Consider the following 19060-nt stretch of genomic DNA (forward strand, 5'->3'; position numbering starts at 1 on the left):
GCTGCGGCGATGAGGACGCGAGGCCCTGATTGGAGAGCAGACTGCAGGAACCGTTGTAATCAAAAAAGGGGAACGAAAATGAGAGCACATTTACAGATGGCAGGTTTGGCGCTGGCCGCACTTGCCATAGCCTGGAGCGGACCTTCAGGCGCCGCCAAGGTGACGAAATCGGCCGAGGTTCAGCAGACCGGCATGCTGACCGTCGCCAACACGCTGGACTATGCGCCTTTCGAGTATCTCGACGCCGACGGCAAACAGACCGGGATTATCATAGAACTGGCCGGTGAGGTGGCCAAGCTGGTCGGCGCCAAGCTGGACGTGGCGCGCACACCTTTCCCCTCGATGATACCGGGCCTGGCGGCCGGCCGTTTCAAGGTCGCTTGGGAGACTTTCTCCGCCACGCCGGAGCGGCTCAAGCAGGTCGATTTCGTCATGTTCCTGAAGGCCGGCCTGGCTGTTTCGACGTCGCCGGACAAGAAGGCGAGTTTCAGCGGCGACACCCCGCTCTGCGGCAAGCGGATCGGCGTTTCGGCAGGCAGCGCATCGGATTTCCTGGTCGACAAGCTGAGCACGGATTGCACCGGCAAGGGCCAGGCAGCCATCGAAAAATCGGTCTTCAACTCGTCGACGGATATCGTCCAGGCGGTGCTGTCCGACCGCGTCGACGCCCGCATGGACGATGCGACCGCCTCGAGCTATTTCGAGGTCACCAGCAAGGGCCAGCTCGTGGTGCTGCCGACCCTCTATGAAGTCGCGCCGCTCGGCATGGCGATCGCCAAGGACGACAAGGAGACCGCCGATATGATGGTGGGCGCACTCTCCGAGCTGTTCAAGAACGGCACCTACAAGGCTATTCTCGACAAATACGGCATGGGCGCCTACGCGATCAAGGAGCCCTATTTCGTCGGCAGCATGGAGGCGTTGCGCGCCGACTGACAAAGTTTTGTCCAGTCGGACGCACTTTGTTCTAAAACTTTGATCATGCTTTCCGAAATCATTTGGGGCTGATGCGATAGCGGTTGTCGGCGTCCGGTCTCGTGCCGGGCGCCGCTTCCGGATCAAGACCAGGAGAAGCAGCGATGGGCGCGGCCCACCCAAACGAGATACGCATCGAGCCGGGCGTCGCCGAGGCGGTTTCGCGCCTGACCGTCATGCCGCAGCGCCGCTACGGCATCTGGGTCGGCACGGCGCTGGCCCTGCTGGTGGCATTCCTGATCATCCGGGCCTTCGCCAGCAACCCTGCCTTTGCCTGGCCTACGGTGGTGAGTTACCTCCTGCATCCCTCTGTCATGCGCGGCCTTGGCAACACCTTGATGCTCACCGCGGTGATCATGATATTGGCGATCGTTGTCGGCACGGTCATCGCCATCATGCGCGTGTCGCCAAGCCCGGTGCTGCGTGCCTTCGCGGGTCTGTACGTCTGGTTTTTCCGTGGCGTACCGGCCCTGATACAGCTGATCTTCTGGTTCAACCTGTCGCTGCTGGTGCGCGAAGTCTCGTTGACCATCCCCTTTGTCGGCACGCTGTTTTCCGTGCGCACCAATGATTTCATGACTCCGTTCTTCTCTGCCGTCGTCGCCCTTTCCCTGTGCGAGGCGGGCTACATGGCCGAGATCATCCGGGCCGGCATCAAGTCGGTGCCGTCGGGCCAGGCTGAGGCGGCGAGCGCGCTTGGCATGCCGTACCGCATGATCCTGAAGCGCATCACGCTGCCGCAGGCGATGCGCTTCGTACTGCCGCCAACCGGCAATGAGGCCATTAACCTCCTGAAGATGACGTCGCTGGTGACATTCATCGCCGTCGACGACCTGTTCTATTCGGCGCAGAGCATCTATGCGCGCACCTTCGAGACGATCCCGCTTCTGATCGTGGTCGCCTTCTGGTATCTCGCGGTAGTCAGCATCATGTCGGTGGGACAGCATTTCCTCGAGCGACATTTCGGTCGCAGCGATACGCGCCGCGATGCCGTGACGATGCGCTTCCTGCGCAACATCATCAGCCTGCGTGGCATTTCCCGATGAGCGACGTGAAGGACGAAAATCGCGCCCGCTTCGGCGTCCCAGCCGACTCCATGGTTTTCGCGCGCGGCGTGCGCAAATCCTATGGTCCGCTCGAGGTTCTCAAGGGTGTCGATCTCGACGTACCCGTCGGATCGGTCGCCTGCATCATCGGCCCTTCGGGTTCCGGCAAGAGCACATTCCTGCGCTGCATCAACCATCTCGAGAAGCTCAGCGCCGGCATCCTGCTCGTCGACAGTCAGTTCGTCGGCTACGACCTTAGGGACGACAAGCTCTACGAGGTCAAGGACGACCTGCTTTGCCGGCGGCGCGCCGAGACCGGCATGCTGTTTCAGTCGTTCAACCTGTTCTCCCACATGACCGTGATGGAGAATTTGATTGAGGCGCCGACGCAGGTTCGGCGCATCCCCCCGGACGAGGCAAAGGCCGAAGCGGAGATTCTGCTTCGGCGCGTCGGTCTCCTGGACAAGGTCGACCGGTATCCGAGGGAACTGTCCGGCGGCCAGCAGCAGCGTGTCGCCATCGCGCGCGCGATGGCGATGAAGCCGAAAGTCCTGCTCTTCGATGAGCCGACATCGGCGCTCGACCCCGAACTCGTTGGCGAGGTGCTGCAGGTCATGCGCGATCTGGCCGAAAGCGGCATGACGATGGTCGTGGTCACCCACGAGGTAGGCTTCGCCCGCGAGATCGGCGATCAGCTGGTTTTCATGGATGGCGGTGTGATCATCGAACGCGGCGCTCCGCGCGAGATGATTGCCAATCCGGTATCGCCCCGAACCCGCGAGTTCCTGTCGCGGGTGCTTTGACGGCAAAGAGAATCCACCCAAGAGAAGATCACAAAAAAAGCGCGGGCCATGGCCCGCGCCTTCGCATATTCAGCCTTCCAAAGAGCTCAGTCCTTCTCGAAGATGCGCGCCTTGGCGACGACGCCGGCAATGGCGCCGCCGATCAACGGTGCCACGATGAACAGCCAGAGCTGGCCGATCGCCGCAGTTCCCGAAAACAGCGCCGGACCGATCGAGCGGGCCGGGTTGAGCGACGTGCCGGTCACCGGGATGATGGCGAAGTGCAGCCCTGCCAGCGTCAGGCCGATGACCAGTCCGGCGAACGCCGTCGAGTGCTTTTCGGCCGTGACGCCAAGGATCACGGTGACGAAGGTGAAGGTGCCGATCACTTCCCACAGGAAGGCCGAACTGACACCCCATTTCGTCACATCCCAGCCATTGGCGCCGAAACCGGTGGTGTGTCCGCCAACCTGGCCGGAGACGATGATCCACAACGCCAGTGAAGCAAGGACGCCGCCGATGACCTGCGCGATCCAGTAGGGGATGACGTCCTTGGCCGGCAGCCGGCCGGCAAGGAAGACGCCGAGCGTCACCGCGGGGTTGAGATGCGCGCCCGAAATGGGGCCGATCGCATAGGCCGCGGCGATGAGGCCGATGCCGAACGCCAGACCGATGCCTTCCTGGCCAAGCGGCAGCGCGCCGCCGAAGCCGCCCGTCACCACAGAAGCCGTACCGATGAACACCAATAGAAATGTGCCTAGAACTTCCGCCAGATAAGTCTTCATTGCCCTCTCCTCGTGTCGATCCGCCGGTTCACCTTTTCGCGCCGCGAATCACAATCGGAAGAGTATTCGCAACCAGAAAAGTTGGAAAGCAGAGCGGTTGTGCCGGCCGACCTGCTTGTGCGCGCCGGTTGCGCGCTCTAGAGCAGGGCCGGAATAATTTTCTGCGTGACGGAACAAGACAATGCGACTGGGCGGAAGGCTGGCTGCGGCCATCGAAGTGCTGGAAGACATCGGCCGGCGCCACCGGCCGGTGGCCGACGCGCTGAAGGATTGGGGCCTGTCGCATCGCTTCGCCGGCGGCGGCGACCGTGCGGCCATCGGCAACATCGTCTATGACGCCTTGCGCCACAAGCGTTCCGCGGGCTGGCTGCTGGGGCAGGACACGCCGCGCGCCATTGGCTTCGGCGCCCTGCTGCTCGAATGGGGGCAGACGGCCCAGTCGCTCAACGAGGCGCTGGATGGTGACAAGTTCGCACCGCCGCTGCTGACCGCCGCCGAGCTTCAGGCCATCGCCGACGGTCGGCTCGCCGATGCGCCGGACGCGGTGCGGGCGGATGTTCCCGACTGGTGCGCGCCGCTTTTCGAGCGAGCCTTCGGCTCGAGCTGGGCCGACGAGGGCGCCGCGCTGGCAACGCGCCCGCCGCTCGACCTCAGGGTCAACACCTTGCAGGCCAACCGCGACAAGGTGCTGGCCGAACTGACGGGAACCGGCGCGAAACCCGCGGCAATCGCCCCGCACGGCATCCGCATTCCGCCGATCGACGGCGATGGCCGGCACCCGAATGTGCAGGCCGAACCGGCCTTCCAGAAGGGCTGGTTCGAGGTCCAGGACGAAGGCTCGCAGATCGCGGCCGCCCTTGCCGGGGCCGAAGCCGGCATGCAGGTGCTGGATTTCTGCGCCGGCGCCGGCGGCAAGACGCTGGCACTGTCGGCTTCGATGGAAAATCGTGGCCAGATCTTTGCCCACGATGCGGAGAAAGCACGGCTGGCGCCGATCTTCGACCGCATCCGTCGTTCGGAAAACCGCAATGTGCAGGTGGTCACCAAGCCCACGGAACTCGCGCCGCTCGGCAACCACATGGACATCGTGCTGGTCGACGCGCCCTGCACCGGCAGCGGCACGTGGCGGCGCCGCCCCGACGCCAAATGGCGGCTGACGCAGAGGCAGCTCGATACCCGCAAGGGCGAACAGTCGGCGATCCTCGATGCGGCCAAAGCCTATGTCAAACCGGGCGGCCTGCTGGTCTACATCACCTGCTCGGTGTTTGATGAGGAGAATGGCGAGCAGATCGCGGCCTTTCGGGACCGTAACAGCGGCTTTGTTCCCGTCGACCACCGCCAGCTCTGGGACAGCCGTTTTCCCGGCCATCCGGCAGCCGCGCGCATCGGCGCCAAAGGCGACATCTCGCTGTCGCCGGCGCTGAGCGGCACCGACGGGTTTTACTTCTGTGCATTGCGCAGGTCGGCCTGAATCCGATCGAATGTCGCCAATTCCTGACGGATGCGTGGCGCCAGCCGGCAGGCCAGGCCGATTGTGCAGTGCAGCAAAAGCATTTGCCTGCCGTCCATGCCTCTGCAATAAGCTTATCCGCATAAAGGAAGGCAGCGGCCATGGCAGCAAAGATCGTACCCGCCCCGGACTATGAGGATCGCGTCAGGACCTCCTTCGCGCGCCAGAAGGCGATGGCCACGATCGGCGCCGAACTGACGCTGGTGACGCCCGGCATCATCGAGATCGAGATGCCCTATTCGGCGGCACTCACCCAACAGCACGGCTTCCTCCATGCCGGCGTCATTTCGACGGCGCTGGACTCGGCCTGCGGCTATGCCGCCTTTTCGCTGATGCCGGAAAATTCCGGCGTGCTGACCATCGAGTTCAAGGTCAACCTGCTGGCGCCGGGCAGGGGCGAGCGCTTCCTGTTCCGCGGCTCGGTGACCAAGCCAGGCCGCACCATCATCGTTGCCGACGGCCAGGCCTACGCCTTTGCCGCCGACGGCGAGGCCAAGCTGATCGCCACCATGACCGGAACGATGATGACGGTGGTCGGGCGTGATGGCATAGAAGGGTGAGTGGCCGGTTCGCCGCAGGCGAATTCATCGTGCCGGTGGCACGATGAAAGGCCACGGACGCCGGGAGCTGCCGGAGGCAGCGGGTCCCGGCGAGCGGCGGCGCAGATAAGCAGGTGATCGGGCGGAGAGGAGCAAATCATCATGACCGATAAAATTCGCCGCCTGTCGGGCAAGGACGTCCTCTTCGTCATGGCGGCGCAGGCCGAATACGGTCCGCATCTCAAGCAGCTGTTCACGCCATTGATGACAGGTGTCGGTCCGGTCGAGGCCGGCGTCAGGCTAGGCGCTGAACTCTCCTGGCTGAAGTCGCAAAAAACCCTGCCCGACCTCGTCGTGTCGCTCGGCTCAGCCGGCAGCCGGACGCTGGAGCAGACGGGAATCTACCAGGCGGTTTCGGTCAGCTACCGTGACATCGACGCTTCGCCGCTCGGCTTCGAGAAGGGTGCCACACCCTTCCTCGACCTGCCGGTGACCGTGCCATTGCCCTTCAAGATACCTGATATCAAGCAGGCGACGCTATCGACCGGCGGCGCGATCATCACCGGTGCGGCCTATGATGCTGTCAACGCCGACATGGTCGACATGGAGACCTTCGCCTGCCTGCGCGCCTGCCAGTTGTTCGACATTCCGCTGATCGGGCTGCGCGGCATTTCCGACGGGGCGGCGGATCTCAGGCATGTCGGCGACTGGACCGAATATCTTGAAGTCATCGATGAGAAGCTGGCGGAGGCCGTCATGCGGCTCGAACAGGCCATCGGTTCGGGCACGCTTCTGAAAGATTCGCCGCATGAAGACGCCAGACCGCTCTGAAACTCGCAACCCATTGCGTCGACTCGTTTCTTTCTCTAAACGCTCGCCATGAAAACAGCCAATCATCCCGACACCGTCCTGATTGTCGATTTCGGCAGCCAGTTCACCCAGCTCATCGCCCGCCGCATCCGCGAGGCCGGCGTGTTTTCCGAGATCGTGCCGTTCCAGTCGGCCGAAGCGGCATTCAAGCGCATCAATCCGAAAGCCGTGATCCTGTCCGGCGGCCCGGCTTCGACCGGCGATATAGGCAGTCCGCGCGCGCCGCAGATCGTCTTCGACGCCGGCGTGCCGGTGCTCGGCATCTGTTACGGCCAGATGGCCATGTGCGTGCAGATGGGCGGCGTCGCCGAAAGCTCCGACCATCGCGAATTCGGCCGCGCCTTCGTCGAGATCCAGAAGGACAGCCCGCTGTTCGAGGGCCTGTGGGCGCCCGGCCAGCGCCACCAGGTGTGGATGAGCCATGGCGACCGCGTCATCTCCTTGCCCGACGGCTTCGAGGTGTTCGGCAAATCGGAGGGCTCGCCCTTCGCCATCTTCGGCAACATCGAGCGCAAGATGTACGGCATCATGTTCCACCCCGAGGTGGTGCATACGCCCGACGGTGCCCGGCTGCTCAGGAACTTCGTCCACAACATCGCCGGCATCGAGGGCGACTGGACCATGCGCGCCTACCGCGAGCACGCGGTCGAGGCGATCCGCAAGCAGGTCGGCAAGGGCAAGGTCATCTGCGCGCTGTCGGGCGGCGTCGATTCCTCCGTTGCCGCGCTGTTGATCCACGAAGCGGTCGGCGACCAACTGACCTGCATCCTTGTCGACCACGGCCTGATGCGCAAGGACGAGGCCGCGGGCGTGGTGGCGATGTTCCGTGAGCACTACAATTTGCCGCTCATTCTGGTCAACGCGTCGGACCGTTTCATCGACGCCCTCGAGGGCGAGTCGGATCCGGAGAAAAAACGCAAGACCATAGGCCGGCTGTTCATCGAGGTGTTCGAGGAAGAGGCCAAGAAACTCGGCGGCGCCGAATTCCTGGCGCAAGGCACGCTCTACCCCGACGTGATCGAAAGTGTCTCCTTCACCGGCGGCCCGTCGGTGACGATCAAGTCGCACCACAATGTCGGCGGCCTGCCGGCGCGCATGAACATGCAGCTGGTCGAGCCGCTGCGCGAGCTGTTCAAGGACGAGGTCAGGGCGCTGGGCAAGGAGCTTGGCCTGCCCGAGAGTTTCATCGGCCGCCATCCATTCCCCGGCCCGGGTCTTGCCATCCGCTGCCCCGGCGGCATCACCCGCGAAAAGCTGGAGATCCTGCGCGAAGCCGACGCCATCTATCTCGACGAGATCCGCAAGGCCGGCCTCTACGATGCCATCTGGCAGGCATTCGCCGTGCTGCTGCCGGTGCAGACGGTCGGCGTGATGGGCGACGGCCGCACCTACGAGTTCGTCTGCGCGCTGCGCGCCGTCACCTCGGTCGACGGCATGACGGCGGATTTCTACCACTACGACATGGCCTTCCTGGGGGCTGCTGCCACCCGCATCATCAACGAAGTCCGCGGCATCAACCGCGTCGTCTACGACGTGACGTCGAAGCCGCCTGGAACAATCGAGTGGGAATAAAGCTCGGTCGTTCGCCAGCATTCGGCGACTATCGAGGAAGCTTCATTAAGCCTATGAGTTTGATCTGCTTTCGTCTCTATGTCTATCGCTGACTATCGCCCCTAAGCGGAATTATTTGGCGGTAGATCTGACGGCATTCCTTTTCGCGTCATCGTTGCTGCAGACTGATACCGTCACTGCGGCCGGACTCAAGCCTGTTGGCATCTCTCGAGGCAAGGCATTGAATCCAATGGGCTCTCACATAGCCTTGACGGTAAAACCAGTGACGGTAAAGTTAGGCATTTCACAATCCTAGTTACGCCAGTTCGTCTCCTCCTATGCTCACAGACATCGCACTTAAGAAGCTGAAATCAAAAGATAAAATATACAAGGTTGCTGATCGTGACGGTATGTACGCGACCGTGGCTCCCACAGGGCGAATATCGTTCCGATACGACTACCGAGTGAATGGTCGGCGAGAGACGGTGACGCTGGGCCGCTATGGTGAGGGAGGCATTTCGCTAGCAGAGGCGCGTGACCGCTGTCTTGCCGCACGAAAAATGGTGGCAACCGGAAAATCGCCTGCCCAGGAAAAGCAGCGTGACAAGCGGCGCCTGTCTGCGACGGCTACGTTCGGCGATGCCGGCAGAGTATGGTTTAAAGAGGCGAAGATGGCGGACAGCACGCGCTCGATGCGCAAAGCCGTCTTCGATCGAGACATCTTGCCGATTTGGGATAAAAGACTCCTGACAGAAATCACGTCGGACGACTTGCGGGCGCTCTGCGCAAAAGTCAGGGACCGTGGCGCACCAGCAACGGCCATTCATGTCCGGGATATTGTTAAACAGGTCTATGGTTATGCCATTCTGCACGGCGAGAGGATCGCCAATCCGGCGGACGAGGTAGGACCGGCGTCGATAGCCACGTTCGAGGCGAAAGACCGGGCGTTGTCACCCGCAGAAATTCGAATCATGCTGAAGGAGTTGGAAAGTGTGCCGACTTTGCCAACCATTCGGCTGGGCCTAAAGCTGATCCTGCTCACGATGGTTCGGAAAAGTGAGCTTCTGGGCGCGACGTGGGATGAGGTAGACTTCGAGAACGCGGTATGGAGCATTCCCAAAGAGCGAATGAAGCGGAAGAAGCCCCACAACGTCTACCTGTCCCGCCAGTCCCTCGACATTATGATTGCGCTCAAGACTTGCGCTGCGAACTCTCGATACGTGCTTCCATCTCGCTATGACGCCGATGAGCCTATGTCGCGCGCGACTTTCAATCGGATTACCATGGCGATTGTGGACTGCGCAAAAAAACAAGACCTGCCGCTTGCTCCCTTTACGGTGCACGATTTACGTCGGACCGGCTCCACGCTCCTAAACGAGATCGGATTCAATCGCGACTGGATCGAAAAATGCCTTGCCCACGAAGACAGTCGCTCCTCCCGCGGCGTCTATAACAAGGCGGAATACGAACCGCAGCGGCGCCACATGCTGCAGGAATGGGCCGACATGATTGAAGCGTGGGCGGCTGGCAATAAACACGCACCCACACTGCAGCCGATTTCCGGGGCGGCCGTCATCCTCGATCCCATTTGACGGGTCTCGTCTTCCGCGACCGCACGTCTGGTCCCGGGGCCAGTTCGAGCGAACCAGCAGAGGACGCGTTCCGCCGTTCCTGAATCCACGCTTCGACTTCTCCCAGGTCCCAAACGACGCAGCGGGGGGTAAGATTGAACCGTCGGGGGAACTCGCCTCGTTGTTCCATTTCATAAATGGTCGTGTCCGACAATGGAACGATCTCTCGCAATTGCGAGCGGCGAACAGTTCGCACAATCCGTCGCGCCTCAATGTGCGATAGAACCGGAAGGGGGCGGTCCGCTGGCGCGGCCTCTATGCCCTGGCAACTTTCGCGTTGAGGTTGCTTCTGGCGTTTGACCATTTGCCTACCGAAGGGCTCCTTCGGGCCAATGATCGCGCATCTGCTCCAATCTGAGCATAGCTCTAAACTACGATCATATCGTCTCCTTTACCAACCGGCGAGCTTTGCGATGGTCGGCAAGCCTAGGTCTTGCTCACGAGCACACCGAGTGCGGCGACATCCATCACGCGATTGAGCGGACGGCGAACACACCCTGGACATCGGCGGAGTGCTATGCCCCGAAGATCGAATTTGAGACCAGCTTGCCCTGATGCGCAATGCAAAGCAGGTTGTAGCCATAGGAGTAATGCGCGGCGGCGATGTCGAAATCCGCCCAACTGGCCATAAGCTTACGCAGTACGATCAGAAAGGCCGCTTGCGTCGCGTGATTGCGTGGGCTGGCAGGCCCGACGAGGCGACCTCAGCCGCGACCAGGCGGCTGACCAGTTTCCCTGCCGCGTAAATCTCGACCCGGCCGGAACGATCGGCGGGGGTGATCGGAAAAGCAGACAGGCGGTTTGCGAAAAATCATGGTTCAATTCCTCGATCCGTGGGGGCGAAACTGGGCCAGTAGAGGCCGTCAGGCGTCGGCCGCTTGCCGAAGATAGCCTGACCGACGCGCACGACAGTGGCGCCTTCCTCGATGGTCGAAGTCTCCGGTCATGCCCATGGAGAGCCCGGTCAGCGCGGCGTTGTACTTCACGGCTTGTCCCGCAGCCGGCGCAGCAGAATGAAGCAAGGCCGCACCTTGGCCGTGTCGGAGGAAAACAGCGCAAGTGTCATCAACCCGCATGGCCGGAGACGTGGAAGCTGATCGAGAGTCTCCACGAAGGGCAGCAGTGCGTTCGGATGCAGGCCGAACTTGCTGTCCTCGCCAGACCCGACCAGCGGTCCGAAGGCCCAGCCGGGCAAGACGATCGTCGTGCTCGCCGGCGATCTCAAGAACGGAGGCATTCTGGGTGTCACCACCGGCGTGGAGGAAGCGGCAAAGGCGATCGGTTGGGAGGTCAAGGTGATCGACGGCGCTGGCTCCATCGGTGGCCGCACCGCCGCCGGCCAGGCGATGGCCGAAGGTGCCGAAGCTGGCGACAATCATGGACGACGCCGAGCCCGACGTGCTGGCCTACATGACCTTCCCGAAGGAACATCGCGCCAAGCTGCACTCGACGGATGACATCGACAAGCGTGATTTCGGCTCTCCTGTGCGTTTCTTTGTTCGGCTTCAGGTGAGCTGTTTTTTCGCCCCCGCCTACAGGATTTCCCGTGCGAGCGTGTCGAGACGCAGTCAAGGCTGGCCGGTGCGATTGGCGCCACGGCCGGCTGCGAGGTTTCCAGGCCACGCCTTGACGGCGTCGAGCAGGGCGCCATTCTGGAGCGGACCGAGGCGTCGGTCGTGCCGCCACATTTCCTTGTGCTATATTTGTCCGGCACGGACGACCACGTGGCAAAGAGTGGTGCGAGAGGATGAGAGTGCCGCCACGCAGCCGTTATAGTCGTTCCTCGTTTGTGGCGTCCGTGCGCCGCTTCGGCCCTCGTGACCGCCAATGCCGAACCATCAGCTCGTAGGCACGTTCGGCGTTCTCGGCCGAGGCTTTCTCGCTGTTTCGCAACTCCTTCACGTTGTAGGCGTAAGCCGAAACGCGGCGACCGACACCGCGCTCGCCTGGCGCGCAGCCTTGAGAGCGAGCTGCCTCTGCTTTGCCGCCACCAGCGCCGGATGAGCCCAGAAGTAGTCCTGCTCCTTTGTCAGCAGATGCCAGATCAACACGGCGAGCTTGCGGGCGAGCGCCACGGCTGTGACCTGATGGCCGCGCTTGTTGCGTATGCGCAGGAAGAAAGCTCTGAGCGGTCCGGGCGCCTTCGCCGCCGCCCAGGCGGCCTCGACCAGCATGGCGCGGGCATGGGAACGCCCATGTTTGCTGATCCGGCCATATTGCGCCAAGCCAAGACCGGATTGACGCACACAAGGATTGATGGCGAAATAGCTCACAAGCTTCTGCGGTTCGCGGAACCGCCAGATGTCGCCGACGGCGGCGATGATACCACTCGCGACGATGGCGTTCACGCCGGTGATCGTCTGAAGCCGCCGGACTTGCACATCATCAACCGCTTCCTGGGCGATCTCCCGATCAAGGTCAGCCAGATCCTCGGCCAGGCGGTCGATCTCGCGGATGTGGCGAGCGATAGCGGCCCGCTCGTCGTCGGGAAGCACCTGCCGCTCGAGCCAGGCGCGACCCCGACGGTTGAACAGATCGGCATGCGGGCACTTCGGCACGAGGTGCGCCTGCAGGATGCCATGCACCTCGTTCTTCACGCGCGTGCGATGCCGCACGACCTGGTTGCGCCGCGCGACGAGGCGGCGAAGCCGCTCAGTGCGCTCATCGGGAACCCAGACCTCCGGCAGAAAGCCGCTGGCATGGAGCTGCGCCAGAACCCCGGCATCGATCTTGTCGGTCTTGATCCTGGCATGGGCGATCGCCTTCACCTGCATCGGGTTGGCGACAATCACCCGCCCGACATAGGGCGACAGAACCCGCACCACCGCCATGGCGTTGCCCGTAGCCTCGACGACAATCTCATCCGTCCTTCGCAAACTGCGGCCGAACCCTTCCAGTCCCGACCGGGCCATGTCGACCCGTCCGTGATGGCGCAGTTGGCCATCTTCCCAAACCACCACCTCCGCAAAAGGTGCGGTGGATGTCCATTCCAATCACGCGCCTCATCGACTCCTCCTCAAACAGTCGGGAGCCGACGGGCGACGCGACACCTTACGGATCCGCGCTCTCGGCGCAACCGGGCAGGTCGCATGGGCGGCCAGCTTCTAACGCAAGCTCGCTCATCGAATACACCGGCCTGCCCGCACTTGGCGCGCTCCCGGTGCCCCTGTCCCGGATGGTCGCACCATACGCCGAAAATCGATCATCTCCAGCGGGGATCGGATGGCACCGTCATGATCCTACCGGTTACAAATTCCATCGAGCACCTCAACGGCGAGATCAAGCGCAGGACGGAGGTCGTTGGCATCTTCACAAACGACGACGCCATCGTCCGTTTCGTCGGCGCAATCCTGCTCGAACAGAACGATGAATGGGCCGTGCAGCGGGCCAGATACATGACGCTGGAAACCATCAGCCAAATGAGCGATGATCCCCTCATCAGCTTGCCAGCCGTGGCACGCTGATCAGCCCGGCCCCATGCCGGAGAGCGCGGCGACCAAGCCGTCAGCTACACCACTCCCTGGGACACGATCCGTCAACATCTTCCAGCTGATCCCTGGCCGGGGACGGGCAAGCGGATTGATTGACGAATGCTTTTGTTGGCCTGCGACGTGCGAGACAACACTGACATGTGGCGCGAAGCAGTTATTCCGCTTACGCCGACGTAGATGCGCTATCGTTCAAGTCGCGCATAACAAGCATCTGCTCGGAAGTCCAAAATGACCCAACGCCTTCCGAAGGTCCGAAGTTGGCGGAAGACTCGGCCAAGAGTGCCGCCGAACGACCAGATCGCCGAGCACTTGATTAGGAGAAACGATCAACGCGCTACTATTAAACGATTTAAGTGTTGCGAGGAAAACGCGCGTGAATGATAGTATCTTCGCGTCAACTAAATTAGTTGGATGCGTGGATAACGCGGGGTGGGAGCGATGATCGATTCGGATGTATTCGAATTCGTCGAGCGTTGCAGAGCGCACACGGCACCTGGCCCCCTCCTGGATGACGTGCTCCTAACAGTGCGAAATCTCGGATTCGAGCACCTCATTCTCAGTGGTGTTCCGCTTGGCGGACAGAAGCTCGCGCCGATGGTCGAACTCAATGGGTGGCCCGAAGGCTGGTTCAAACGCTACGTAGAAGCTGAACACGCGGCAGTTGATGGAGTTTGCATCTATTCGGCAAAGACACTGAAGCCATTTCTGTGGGCCGACGTGCCGGCAAAGTGGTCCGACACGAAAGGCTCACGACGTGTTGCAGGTGAGGCCACTGAGTTTGGCATATCGAGTGGTTTTGCGGTGCCCATGCTAAGCGTGCACCACTGGCAATCAGTCCTGTCGTTTGCGTCCTCAGCAAAGGTCTGCGCTCTCTCTCCGCGCGAGGAGGTGCAACTGGTCACAATGGCGGTCTACGCGGGTATGGCGATCCAGGCATTGTCGCACGGCGATGAGGTCGAGGAAGGGCTGCTCACCGAGCGCGAGAAGGAAGTGCTCTTGTGGGCCGCTGCTGGTAAGACATCATCCGAAACATCGCAAATTCTGGGTCTGGCGGAGCGCACCGTTAAGTGGCACGCGACACGTGCACGCGAAGCTTTCGGCGTCGCAACGACCACCCAAGCTATCGTTGAGGCAGTGCGCAGGCGCATGATCCATCCCTAATTTGCGTCAACTGTCCCATCGGACAGGTGACGCAGTCCCGGTCAGCTGCAAATAATCGTGAGACCAGCCGGGGGACACGCAATGAGGGACACGCAATGATCGCCGCTTACCTTGTCGACCCTAGTGCCTGGCGCGGCAGTTCACCGCGCATTGCATTTTGGCGCTTGATGTTGGCGATTTGCATGAGCGTGGGTATTGGAATTGGCACGCTAGCTGCAGCGCCGAATACGCCTCAGGAAATCACGGGCAAGTGGACGTACCGAAGCTTCCATAACAACAAGAATCTCGTAACCGACAACGACCAGACCGCTCTCGGTCTGTTCTTTGCGGAAGCTATTTTTACGTTTGATGTTTCTGCCGACAACACACTCAACGGAACGATCGACTGGAATGGCGGTGGCTTGGATCTCCATGGAAGCGTCCAACCAGCTGCATCCGGCGCTCCCTTGACGGTTCAAATCGTAGGAATAGGGCGGCCTGGTACCGGCACTCAGGACTGGGAGTACGACTACTTCGGATATTTGGCGCACTCGTGGCCGCAAGGCGTCGGACAGGTGCCTGCATTGGTCGGGAGCGTCATAAGGGCCAAGCCGCACAACGGAGCACCTGCCGGTTATGTAGCATCGTTCATAGCGGTCCAACAGTGAAGGCTGATCGGTACGAATTCATGAGATCCATTGCAATCAAATCATAGGGGGTCACACGATGCTCACTCGTCGCAGTTTTCTAGCGGTCACGACAGTTGGTTTGGCGGCGCCGGCAATTCTCCGTTATCGACCAGCTTGGTCAGCGGCGGCGCGCGTCCGCCGAAATGCATCCACCATGGCCCCGACCGACCCATTTTTTTCCGATTATGCGCAAGCTGTCGAGGCTATGCATCAGCTGCCGGTGAGCGACCAACGCAACTGGCGAAATCAGGCGCTGATCCACATACGCCACTGCACGCATGGCGTTTCCGACTTCACGCACTGGCATCGATGGTATGTTTCGTACTTTGAGCAGATTTGTTCAAAGCTGATCGGCAAGCCTGATTTTGCCTTGGCCTACTGGGACTGGGAGGAGAGCAAGAGCAAAGTTCCAGATCCCTTCTTCGACCTTCCGAAACTCAATGTGGTCCAATGGAACGACCAATCGAACGAGCAGTCTGACAATTGGGGGCCGGGTAGGGTTACGACTATCGGTGCGCGGGGAATCGCCCGAGCTCAAACCATGACGTCGATCCCGCAATTCGCCAACTCGTTTCTGAAAACGACTCTGGACAGTATTCGCGGCCAATCCGATTTCGAAATATTCACAGGCCTGCTCGAGGGGCAACCGCACGGCAACGCCCATGTCGCCGTGGGATCTCTGCACGGGGCGAGGGGCCATATGGGCAGCGGGATGTCTTCGCTTGACCCCATATTTTGGCTCCACCATTGCAATATCGATCGCATTTGGGCCGAGTGGCAGGTTACCGGAAACACATCTGACGATCCTAAGAACACATATCCTGACAGCTTCTATGACGCGGATGGCAAGCCTGTCGGCAGTAAAACATCGACAGGCGCGCTATCGCTAGGATCGTTCGACTACATCTACGATACAATCGAGCCGACGGTCATCGGACAAATTTCCGAGAAGCTCGATCTGCAAAAATTCGACGCTGGCGGCAACTCGATGATGGCGAAGCTAAATTTGACCACCCCTGCCTCCATAGGATCAGGTGCCTCGCCAGGTCCTGCGCTACCAAACATCGAAAGGGCAGTCGATGTGAAGGTGACCGATTTGGTGCAGGCCCTTTCAGAAGTACGCGTGTTTCATGCGCCGGAAACATCTTTAAAGGCAATCGAGCCGAGCCGCATCGTTGCGCGTTTAGAGGGCGTTGAGACTCCTCAAAACACCGATATTGCAGTTGGCGTATTCGTGAATTGCCCTTATCTCACGCCCGAGACGCCTTCCGACGACAAACTCTGTGCGGGAGTGTTTAGCTTCTTTGGGCCCGGGGGACCGCATGGGCATCACGGCGGCCCAAGGAATGTCTACATCGACTTGACTGACGCCTTGCGGAGTGTCGCGTCGCAAGGTCGTCTGGCGGGGAACGGGTTCAAAGTCCAGTTAATGGCTGTTCCTGTCGCCGAGGGCGTTCCCGCGGACACTCGTATCCCCTTTAAGGGCGTTACGATCCTGTCGGCCTGATTTCAGCCCGAATCGTGGCGCGTATGAAGGTCATGCTACTGCGGTCGAAATGCCCAGATGTCTTGCATCCTTGGGTTAGTTGTCGCGCCTTGGGAATGATGGTGCTGATATCATCTGCAGCCTTGGTCGCGGGCGTTCGTTCAGACCTGGCTTGCCCGCTTAAGGGTCAGGTGGTTTCTGAGACTACTGTGGATGGCGTTGATCTTTTGGGACCGAACATCGCAAGCGCCCGCCACGCCGTTGTAGTTCCGCTAAGAGAGGTCGGGGCAAAAGTCCTGACGTCGGGAGTAATCACGATAAAGGTGAGCCTGCGGCCACTTAGGGTCGATCCAGAAGAGCAATTGCTGCTCCAGGTGCAACTGACCGACAAGACGCTTGACAATGCTCCTATTGCAACGGATGCGGTTTTGCCGGACGCAGCTGGGTCGGCATTCTTCAAACCCCTGAGCGTGGGCGAAAAAAAAGAGGTGTTTCTCTCATTGCCAGCTTGGGAATCTCCGAATCCGCCGAAAGCTGCCATTGTTGGAATTGTTTTGTCGACTGATAAATCCGCCCCAATCAATTCGGCAATCGAGATTCTTGCCGTCGACATTCTAAGCTGAGCTTCTGGTGCCACGACGATGGCATCGGCACGCCGGCTAGGATGCTGGCTGAGGTCCCAATTTTGTCCTCGCAGTTGTCAGGGCGCTTGGCCACCAAGGGCCCAAGGGCCAAGGGCGCAGGTTGAGTCAACTGTCCGATCGGGCAGGTGACTCATATTAGCTGGGCTGCAAGTATCTAACGGGCGATGGGCCGAATTGCCCGCCCGCGGCAAGCGCTGCTAGAATAAATGACAATCGTATCAGGAGGGCGAGATGAAACGGGGCCTCTTCACTTCTTGTACCGCAGTGTCAATGGGTATCGCATTCGCGGCCGCAGCGCAGCAAGTGACCGTCACAGGATGCGCGGAAGCGGGCGTTGAAAACGGATGCATTGTGATGAAGGACGGCGACAAACTCTACAACATCACACGTGCAACACCAAAACCAACGGCCAACACATACGGCACGGTAACGGGCACTGCCAGTGACGGTATCGATTTGTGTCAACAGGGAACCCTGCTCACGGCGGCGCAGTGGAAGCCCGACGCGAGCAAGGTGGGAATACGCAATAGCGTAGATGTCCACACGCTTTTTAGGATCTGCCAGGGCACGCCCGAGTTGGAATTCGCCATCTGAGCAGGCAAAACCTTATCGCTTTCGATTGTCCGAGGGCGTCGGTGCGGGCGCCGGCGCTAAGGCTATAATTGACGTGTTGGTCGCCCTGGAAGGGGAGTTTTGAGGAGGTCGGTGAGGTCACCGGCGCGCCGTCAACTGTCCGATCGGACAGGTGACGTATCTTAGAGGGACTGCAACTATCTCCGCAAGATCGACCAAGGGAGGGCGCCATGATAGCGGCTCATGTCGTAAACGCCCAAAACAAGCATCTCTACGAGCACGAGTTCGACGAGTTTTTACGCCGGCGGCACGATTTTTTCGTGCATCAGAAGTGCTGGCGCCCTCCCAGCCCTGACGGACGTGAACGAGACCAATTTGATACCGACGCAGCGACCTATCTGCTTGGTCTCGAAGACGGTCGCGTGGTGACATCGGCTCGATTGATCCCAACGAGCGAGCCGCACATGGTCTCGGAGGTTTTTCCTCATATGTGCGAGAAGTTCGGCGTCCCCCGGCGACCGGACTGGGCCGAATGGACTCGGACTTTCGTTGTCCCCGACAAACGCTCTACAGGGCTGCGCGGCACGCTAACGCAGCTGTGCTGCGCGGTGATGGAATACGCACTTGACGAGGGTTTGAGTGCCGTCGGCGGTGTCCAGGAAACATACTTCATGCCTCATCACGGGGCCCTCAAATGGCGGGCAGACCCCATGGGCATGGCAAAGGAGGAGAACGGTGAGTGGTACATCGTCGCGTATATCGACGTGAACGAAGCTGCGCTGGCGAGTGTCCGCAAAATCCTGGGTTGTGACCACTCGCTGATCGTTCGACGAGGGATCCAGATGCCCTTCATAAGCGATACGGCATTCTCGAAGCCCAAGCATCGGCAAATGTGCGAATGACCACGAGCAGATGGAGAAGAAGCTATGTCGCGTGTCTATTCTGTCGATGAGGTGCACGTTGAAGGCCTCATGATAATCCCCGACAACCCACCGGCCATCTCCGTATCTGCCAGGGGGTGGGTGCCGACAAGTGGATGGTCGCATCCTGACCTTGCCCCTTGGATGTACATCGTCCCCCCGACAGACGGTATTCTCGATCTCGACTTTGTTGCCAGTCCGCCGACCGGGCTCGCCCTCCAAGTATTCACGCGGATTGGTGTCACGAAGGCGTTTCCTGTTCCGGCTTGGGTGGTTGGCGTTCGCGTTCACAGCTCCACAAACTCGGTTGAGGATAAAATCGGCGGTGCCGCGGCGCCGAGTAAAGAGGCAATCGCTGGCGAAGGTATGCCCCTTCCTTGGCCATTCCCTTGGTGGGCGCCCAAAAGTGTGCGCCGCTAGGACGCCGG

Annotated in this window: 16 protein-coding genes and 5 pseudogenes; 17 read left to right on the forward strand and 4 right to left on the reverse strand. The window is 60.7% G+C overall.

Features of this window, described 5'->3' with window-relative positions:
- Positions 1-78: 78 nt before the first annotated feature.
- The 3 genes from MESCI_RS12790 to MESCI_RS12800 all read left to right on the forward strand — a co-directional run bounded on the left by MESCI_RS12790 (position 79) and on the right by MESCI_RS12800 (position 2824).
- Complete coding sequence (locus MESCI_RS12790; RefSeq protein WP_013530365.1) at positions 79-936, forward strand: ABC transporter substrate-binding protein; 858 nt, start codon at positions 79-81, stop codon at positions 934-936.
- 143 nt (positions 937-1079) lie between these two features.
- On the forward strand, positions 1080-2021 hold the full coding sequence (locus MESCI_RS12795) for an amino acid ABC transporter permease (RefSeq protein WP_013530366.1): 942 nt from the start codon (positions 1080-1082) through the stop codon (positions 2019-2021).
- A 50-nt stretch (positions 2022-2071) separates the two neighbouring features.
- On the forward strand, positions 2072-2824 hold the full coding sequence (locus tag MESCI_RS12800) for an amino acid ABC transporter ATP-binding protein (RefSeq protein WP_164745975.1): 753 nt from the start codon (positions 2072-2074) through the stop codon (positions 2822-2824).
- Between the two features lie 86 nt (positions 2825-2910).
- Here the strand turns inward: MESCI_RS12800 and MESCI_RS12805 are convergent, their stop codons facing one another.
- Positions 2911-3588, reverse strand: coding sequence for an MIP family channel protein (locus tag MESCI_RS12805; protein ID WP_013530368.1), 678 nt, complete (start codon positions 3586-3588; stop codon positions 2911-2913).
- 181 nt (positions 3589-3769) lie between these two features.
- On the opposite strand from MESCI_RS12805, the gene MESCI_RS12810 reads away from it, so the two are divergent.
- From MESCI_RS12810 to MESCI_RS12830, 5 genes are all read left to right on the forward strand, one after another.
- Positions 3770-5059 carry an RsmB/NOP family class I SAM-dependent RNA methyltransferase gene (locus tag MESCI_RS12810; protein ID WP_013530369.1) on the forward strand — a complete coding sequence of 430 codons (1290 nt, stop codon included), beginning with the start codon at positions 3770-3772 and terminating at the stop codon, positions 5057-5059.
- 140 nt (positions 5060-5199) lie between these two features.
- A complete protein-coding gene (locus MESCI_RS12815; RefSeq protein ID WP_013530371.1) occupies positions 5200-5658 on the forward strand; it encodes a PaaI family thioesterase in 459 nt (152 codons plus the stop codon).
- 141 nt (positions 5659-5799) lie between these two features.
- On the forward strand, positions 5800-6468 hold the full coding sequence (locus MESCI_RS12820; protein ID WP_013530372.1) for a 5'-methylthioadenosine/S-adenosylhomocysteine nucleosidase: 669 nt from the start codon (positions 5800-5802) through the stop codon (positions 6466-6468).
- Between the two features lie 48 nt (positions 6469-6516).
- Entirely contained in the window at positions 6517-8079 is a 1563-nt protein-coding gene (guaA, locus tag MESCI_RS12825) for a glutamine-hydrolyzing GMP synthase (protein ID WP_013530373.1), read from the forward strand.
- Between the two features lie 317 nt (positions 8080-8396).
- A complete protein-coding gene (locus MESCI_RS12830; protein ID WP_013530374.1) occupies positions 8397-9650 on the forward strand; it encodes a tyrosine-type recombinase/integrase in 1254 nt (417 codons plus the stop codon).
- On the opposite strand, the gene MESCI_RS12835 is transcribed toward MESCI_RS12830, so the two are convergent.
- Both MESCI_RS12835 and MESCI_RS33260 read right to left on the reverse strand, forming a co-directional pair.
- On the reverse strand, positions 9631-9993 hold the full coding sequence (locus tag MESCI_RS12835) for a helix-turn-helix transcriptional regulator (RefSeq protein WP_263496090.1): 363 nt from the start codon (positions 9991-9993) through the stop codon (positions 9631-9633). The genes MESCI_RS12830 and MESCI_RS12835 overlap by 20 nt on opposite strands.
- A 507-nt stretch (positions 9994-10500) precedes the next feature.
- A pseudogene (locus tag MESCI_RS33260) lies at positions 10501-10851 on the reverse strand (alanine racemase); the annotation flags it as partial.
- On the opposite strand from MESCI_RS33260, the pseudogene MESCI_RS12845 reads away from it, so the two are divergent.
- A pseudogene (locus MESCI_RS12845) lies at positions 10835-11041 on the forward strand (substrate-binding domain-containing protein); the annotation flags it as partial. The pseudogenes MESCI_RS33260 and MESCI_RS12845 overlap by 17 nt on opposite strands.
- Position 11042: 1 nt before the next feature.
- Positions 11043-11156 (forward strand): annotated as a pseudogene (locus MESCI_RS32425) (transposase); the annotation flags it as partial.
- A gap of 303 nt (positions 11157-11459) precedes the next feature.
- Here the strand turns inward: MESCI_RS32425 and MESCI_RS12850 are convergent.
- Positions 11460-12695 (reverse strand): annotated as a pseudogene (locus MESCI_RS12850) (IS110 family RNA-guided transposase).
- 242 nt (positions 12696-12937) lie between these two features.
- Here MESCI_RS12850 and MESCI_RS12855 point away from each other — a divergent pair.
- The 7 genes and pseudogenes from MESCI_RS12855 to MESCI_RS12885 form a co-directional block, all read left to right on the forward strand.
- Positions 12938-13153 (forward strand): annotated as a pseudogene (locus MESCI_RS12855) (transposase); the annotation flags it as partial.
- A gap of 465 nt (positions 13154-13618) precedes the next feature.
- Positions 13619-14341 carry a helix-turn-helix transcriptional regulator gene (locus MESCI_RS12860; protein ID WP_013530376.1) on the forward strand — a complete coding sequence of 241 codons (723 nt, stop codon included), beginning with the start codon at positions 13619-13621 and terminating at the stop codon, positions 14339-14341.
- 95 nt (positions 14342-14436) lie between these two features.
- Positions 14437-14988: a hypothetical protein gene (locus MESCI_RS12865; RefSeq protein ID WP_013530377.1), complete on the forward strand. Its 552-nt coding sequence runs from the start codon at positions 14437-14439 to the stop codon at positions 14986-14988.
- Positions 14989-15163: 175 nt separating this feature from the next.
- Positions 15164-16516 carry a tyrosinase family protein gene (locus MESCI_RS12870; protein WP_245262963.1) on the forward strand — a complete coding sequence of 451 codons (1353 nt, stop codon included), beginning with the start codon at positions 15164-15166 and terminating at the stop codon, positions 16514-16516.
- 95 nt (positions 16517-16611) lie between these two features.
- Positions 16612-17118 carry a hypothetical protein gene (locus tag MESCI_RS12875; RefSeq protein WP_245262964.1) on the forward strand — a complete coding sequence of 169 codons (507 nt, stop codon included), beginning with the start codon at positions 16612-16614 and terminating at the stop codon, positions 17116-17118.
- 252 nt (positions 17119-17370) lie between these two features.
- The gene (locus tag MESCI_RS12880; RefSeq protein WP_013530380.1) at positions 17371-17733 is read left to right on the forward strand and encodes a hypothetical protein; all 363 of its coding nucleotides are present in this window, start codon (positions 17371-17373) and stop codon (positions 17731-17733) included.
- A 209-nt stretch (positions 17734-17942) separates the two neighbouring features.
- Positions 17943-18614 carry an acyl-homoserine-lactone synthase gene (locus MESCI_RS12885; protein WP_013530381.1) on the forward strand — a complete coding sequence of 224 codons (672 nt, stop codon included), beginning with the start codon at positions 17943-17945 and terminating at the stop codon, positions 18612-18614.
- Positions 18615-19060 lie beyond the last annotated feature (446 nt).

The sequence above is a fragment of the Mesorhizobium ciceri biovar biserrulae WSM1271 genome (assembly GCF_000185905.1).
Classification (GTDB): Bacteria; Pseudomonadota; Alphaproteobacteria; order Rhizobiales; family Rhizobiaceae; genus Mesorhizobium; species Mesorhizobium ciceri.

Excerpts from the sequence above, each read along its gene's own strand:
- MESCI_RS12880 (WP_013530380.1), top strand. The coding sequence starts at position 17,371 with ATGAAACGGGGCCTCTTCACTTCTTGTACCGCAGTGTCAATGGGTATC.
- MESCI_RS12800 (WP_164745975.1), top strand. The coding sequence starts at position 2,072 with ATGGTTTTCGCGCGCGGCGTGCGCAAATCCTATGGTCCGCTCGAGGTT.
- MESCI_RS12790 (WP_013530365.1), top strand. The coding sequence starts at position 79 with ATGAGAGCACATTTACAGATGGCAGGTTTGGCGCTGGCCGCACTTGCC.
- MESCI_RS12870 (WP_245262963.1), top strand. The coding sequence starts at position 15,164 with ATGGCCCCGACCGACCCATTTTTTTCCGATTATGCGCAAGCTGTCGAG.
- MESCI_RS12830 (WP_013530374.1), top strand. The coding sequence starts at position 8,397 with ATGCTCACAGACATCGCACTTAAGAAGCTGAAATCAAAAGATAAAATA.
- MESCI_RS12805 (WP_013530368.1), bottom strand. The coding sequence starts at position 3,588 with ATGAAGACTTATCTGGCGGAAGTTCTAGGCACATTTCTATTGGTGTTC.
- MESCI_RS12810 (WP_013530369.1), top strand. The coding sequence starts at position 3,770 with ATGCGACTGGGCGGAAGGCTGGCTGCGGCCATCGAAGTGCTGGAAGAC.
- MESCI_RS12860 (WP_013530376.1), top strand. The coding sequence starts at position 13,619 with ATGATCGATTCGGATGTATTCGAATTCGTCGAGCGTTGCAGAGCGCAC.
- MESCI_RS12820 (WP_013530372.1), top strand. The coding sequence starts at position 5,800 with ATGACCGATAAAATTCGCCGCCTGTCGGGCAAGGACGTCCTCTTCGTC.
- MESCI_RS12885 (WP_013530381.1), top strand. The coding sequence starts at position 17,943 with ATGATAGCGGCTCATGTCGTAAACGCCCAAAACAAGCATCTCTACGAG.
- guaA (WP_013530373.1), top strand. The coding sequence starts at position 6,517 with ATGAAAACAGCCAATCATCCCGACACCGTCCTGATTGTCGATTTCGGC.
- MESCI_RS12835 (WP_263496090.1), bottom strand. The coding sequence starts at position 9,993 with ATGGTCAAACGCCAGAAGCAACCTCAACGCGAAAGTTGCCAGGGCATA.
- MESCI_RS12795 (WP_013530366.1), top strand. The coding sequence starts at position 1,080 with ATGGGCGCGGCCCACCCAAACGAGATACGCATCGAGCCGGGCGTCGCC.
- MESCI_RS12865 (WP_013530377.1), top strand. The coding sequence starts at position 14,437 with ATGATCGCCGCTTACCTTGTCGACCCTAGTGCCTGGCGCGGCAGTTCA.
- MESCI_RS12815 (WP_013530371.1), top strand. The coding sequence starts at position 5,200 with ATGGCAGCAAAGATCGTACCCGCCCCGGACTATGAGGATCGCGTCAGG.
- MESCI_RS12875 (WP_245262964.1), top strand. The coding sequence starts at position 16,612 with ATGATGGTGCTGATATCATCTGCAGCCTTGGTCGCGGGCGTTCGTTCA.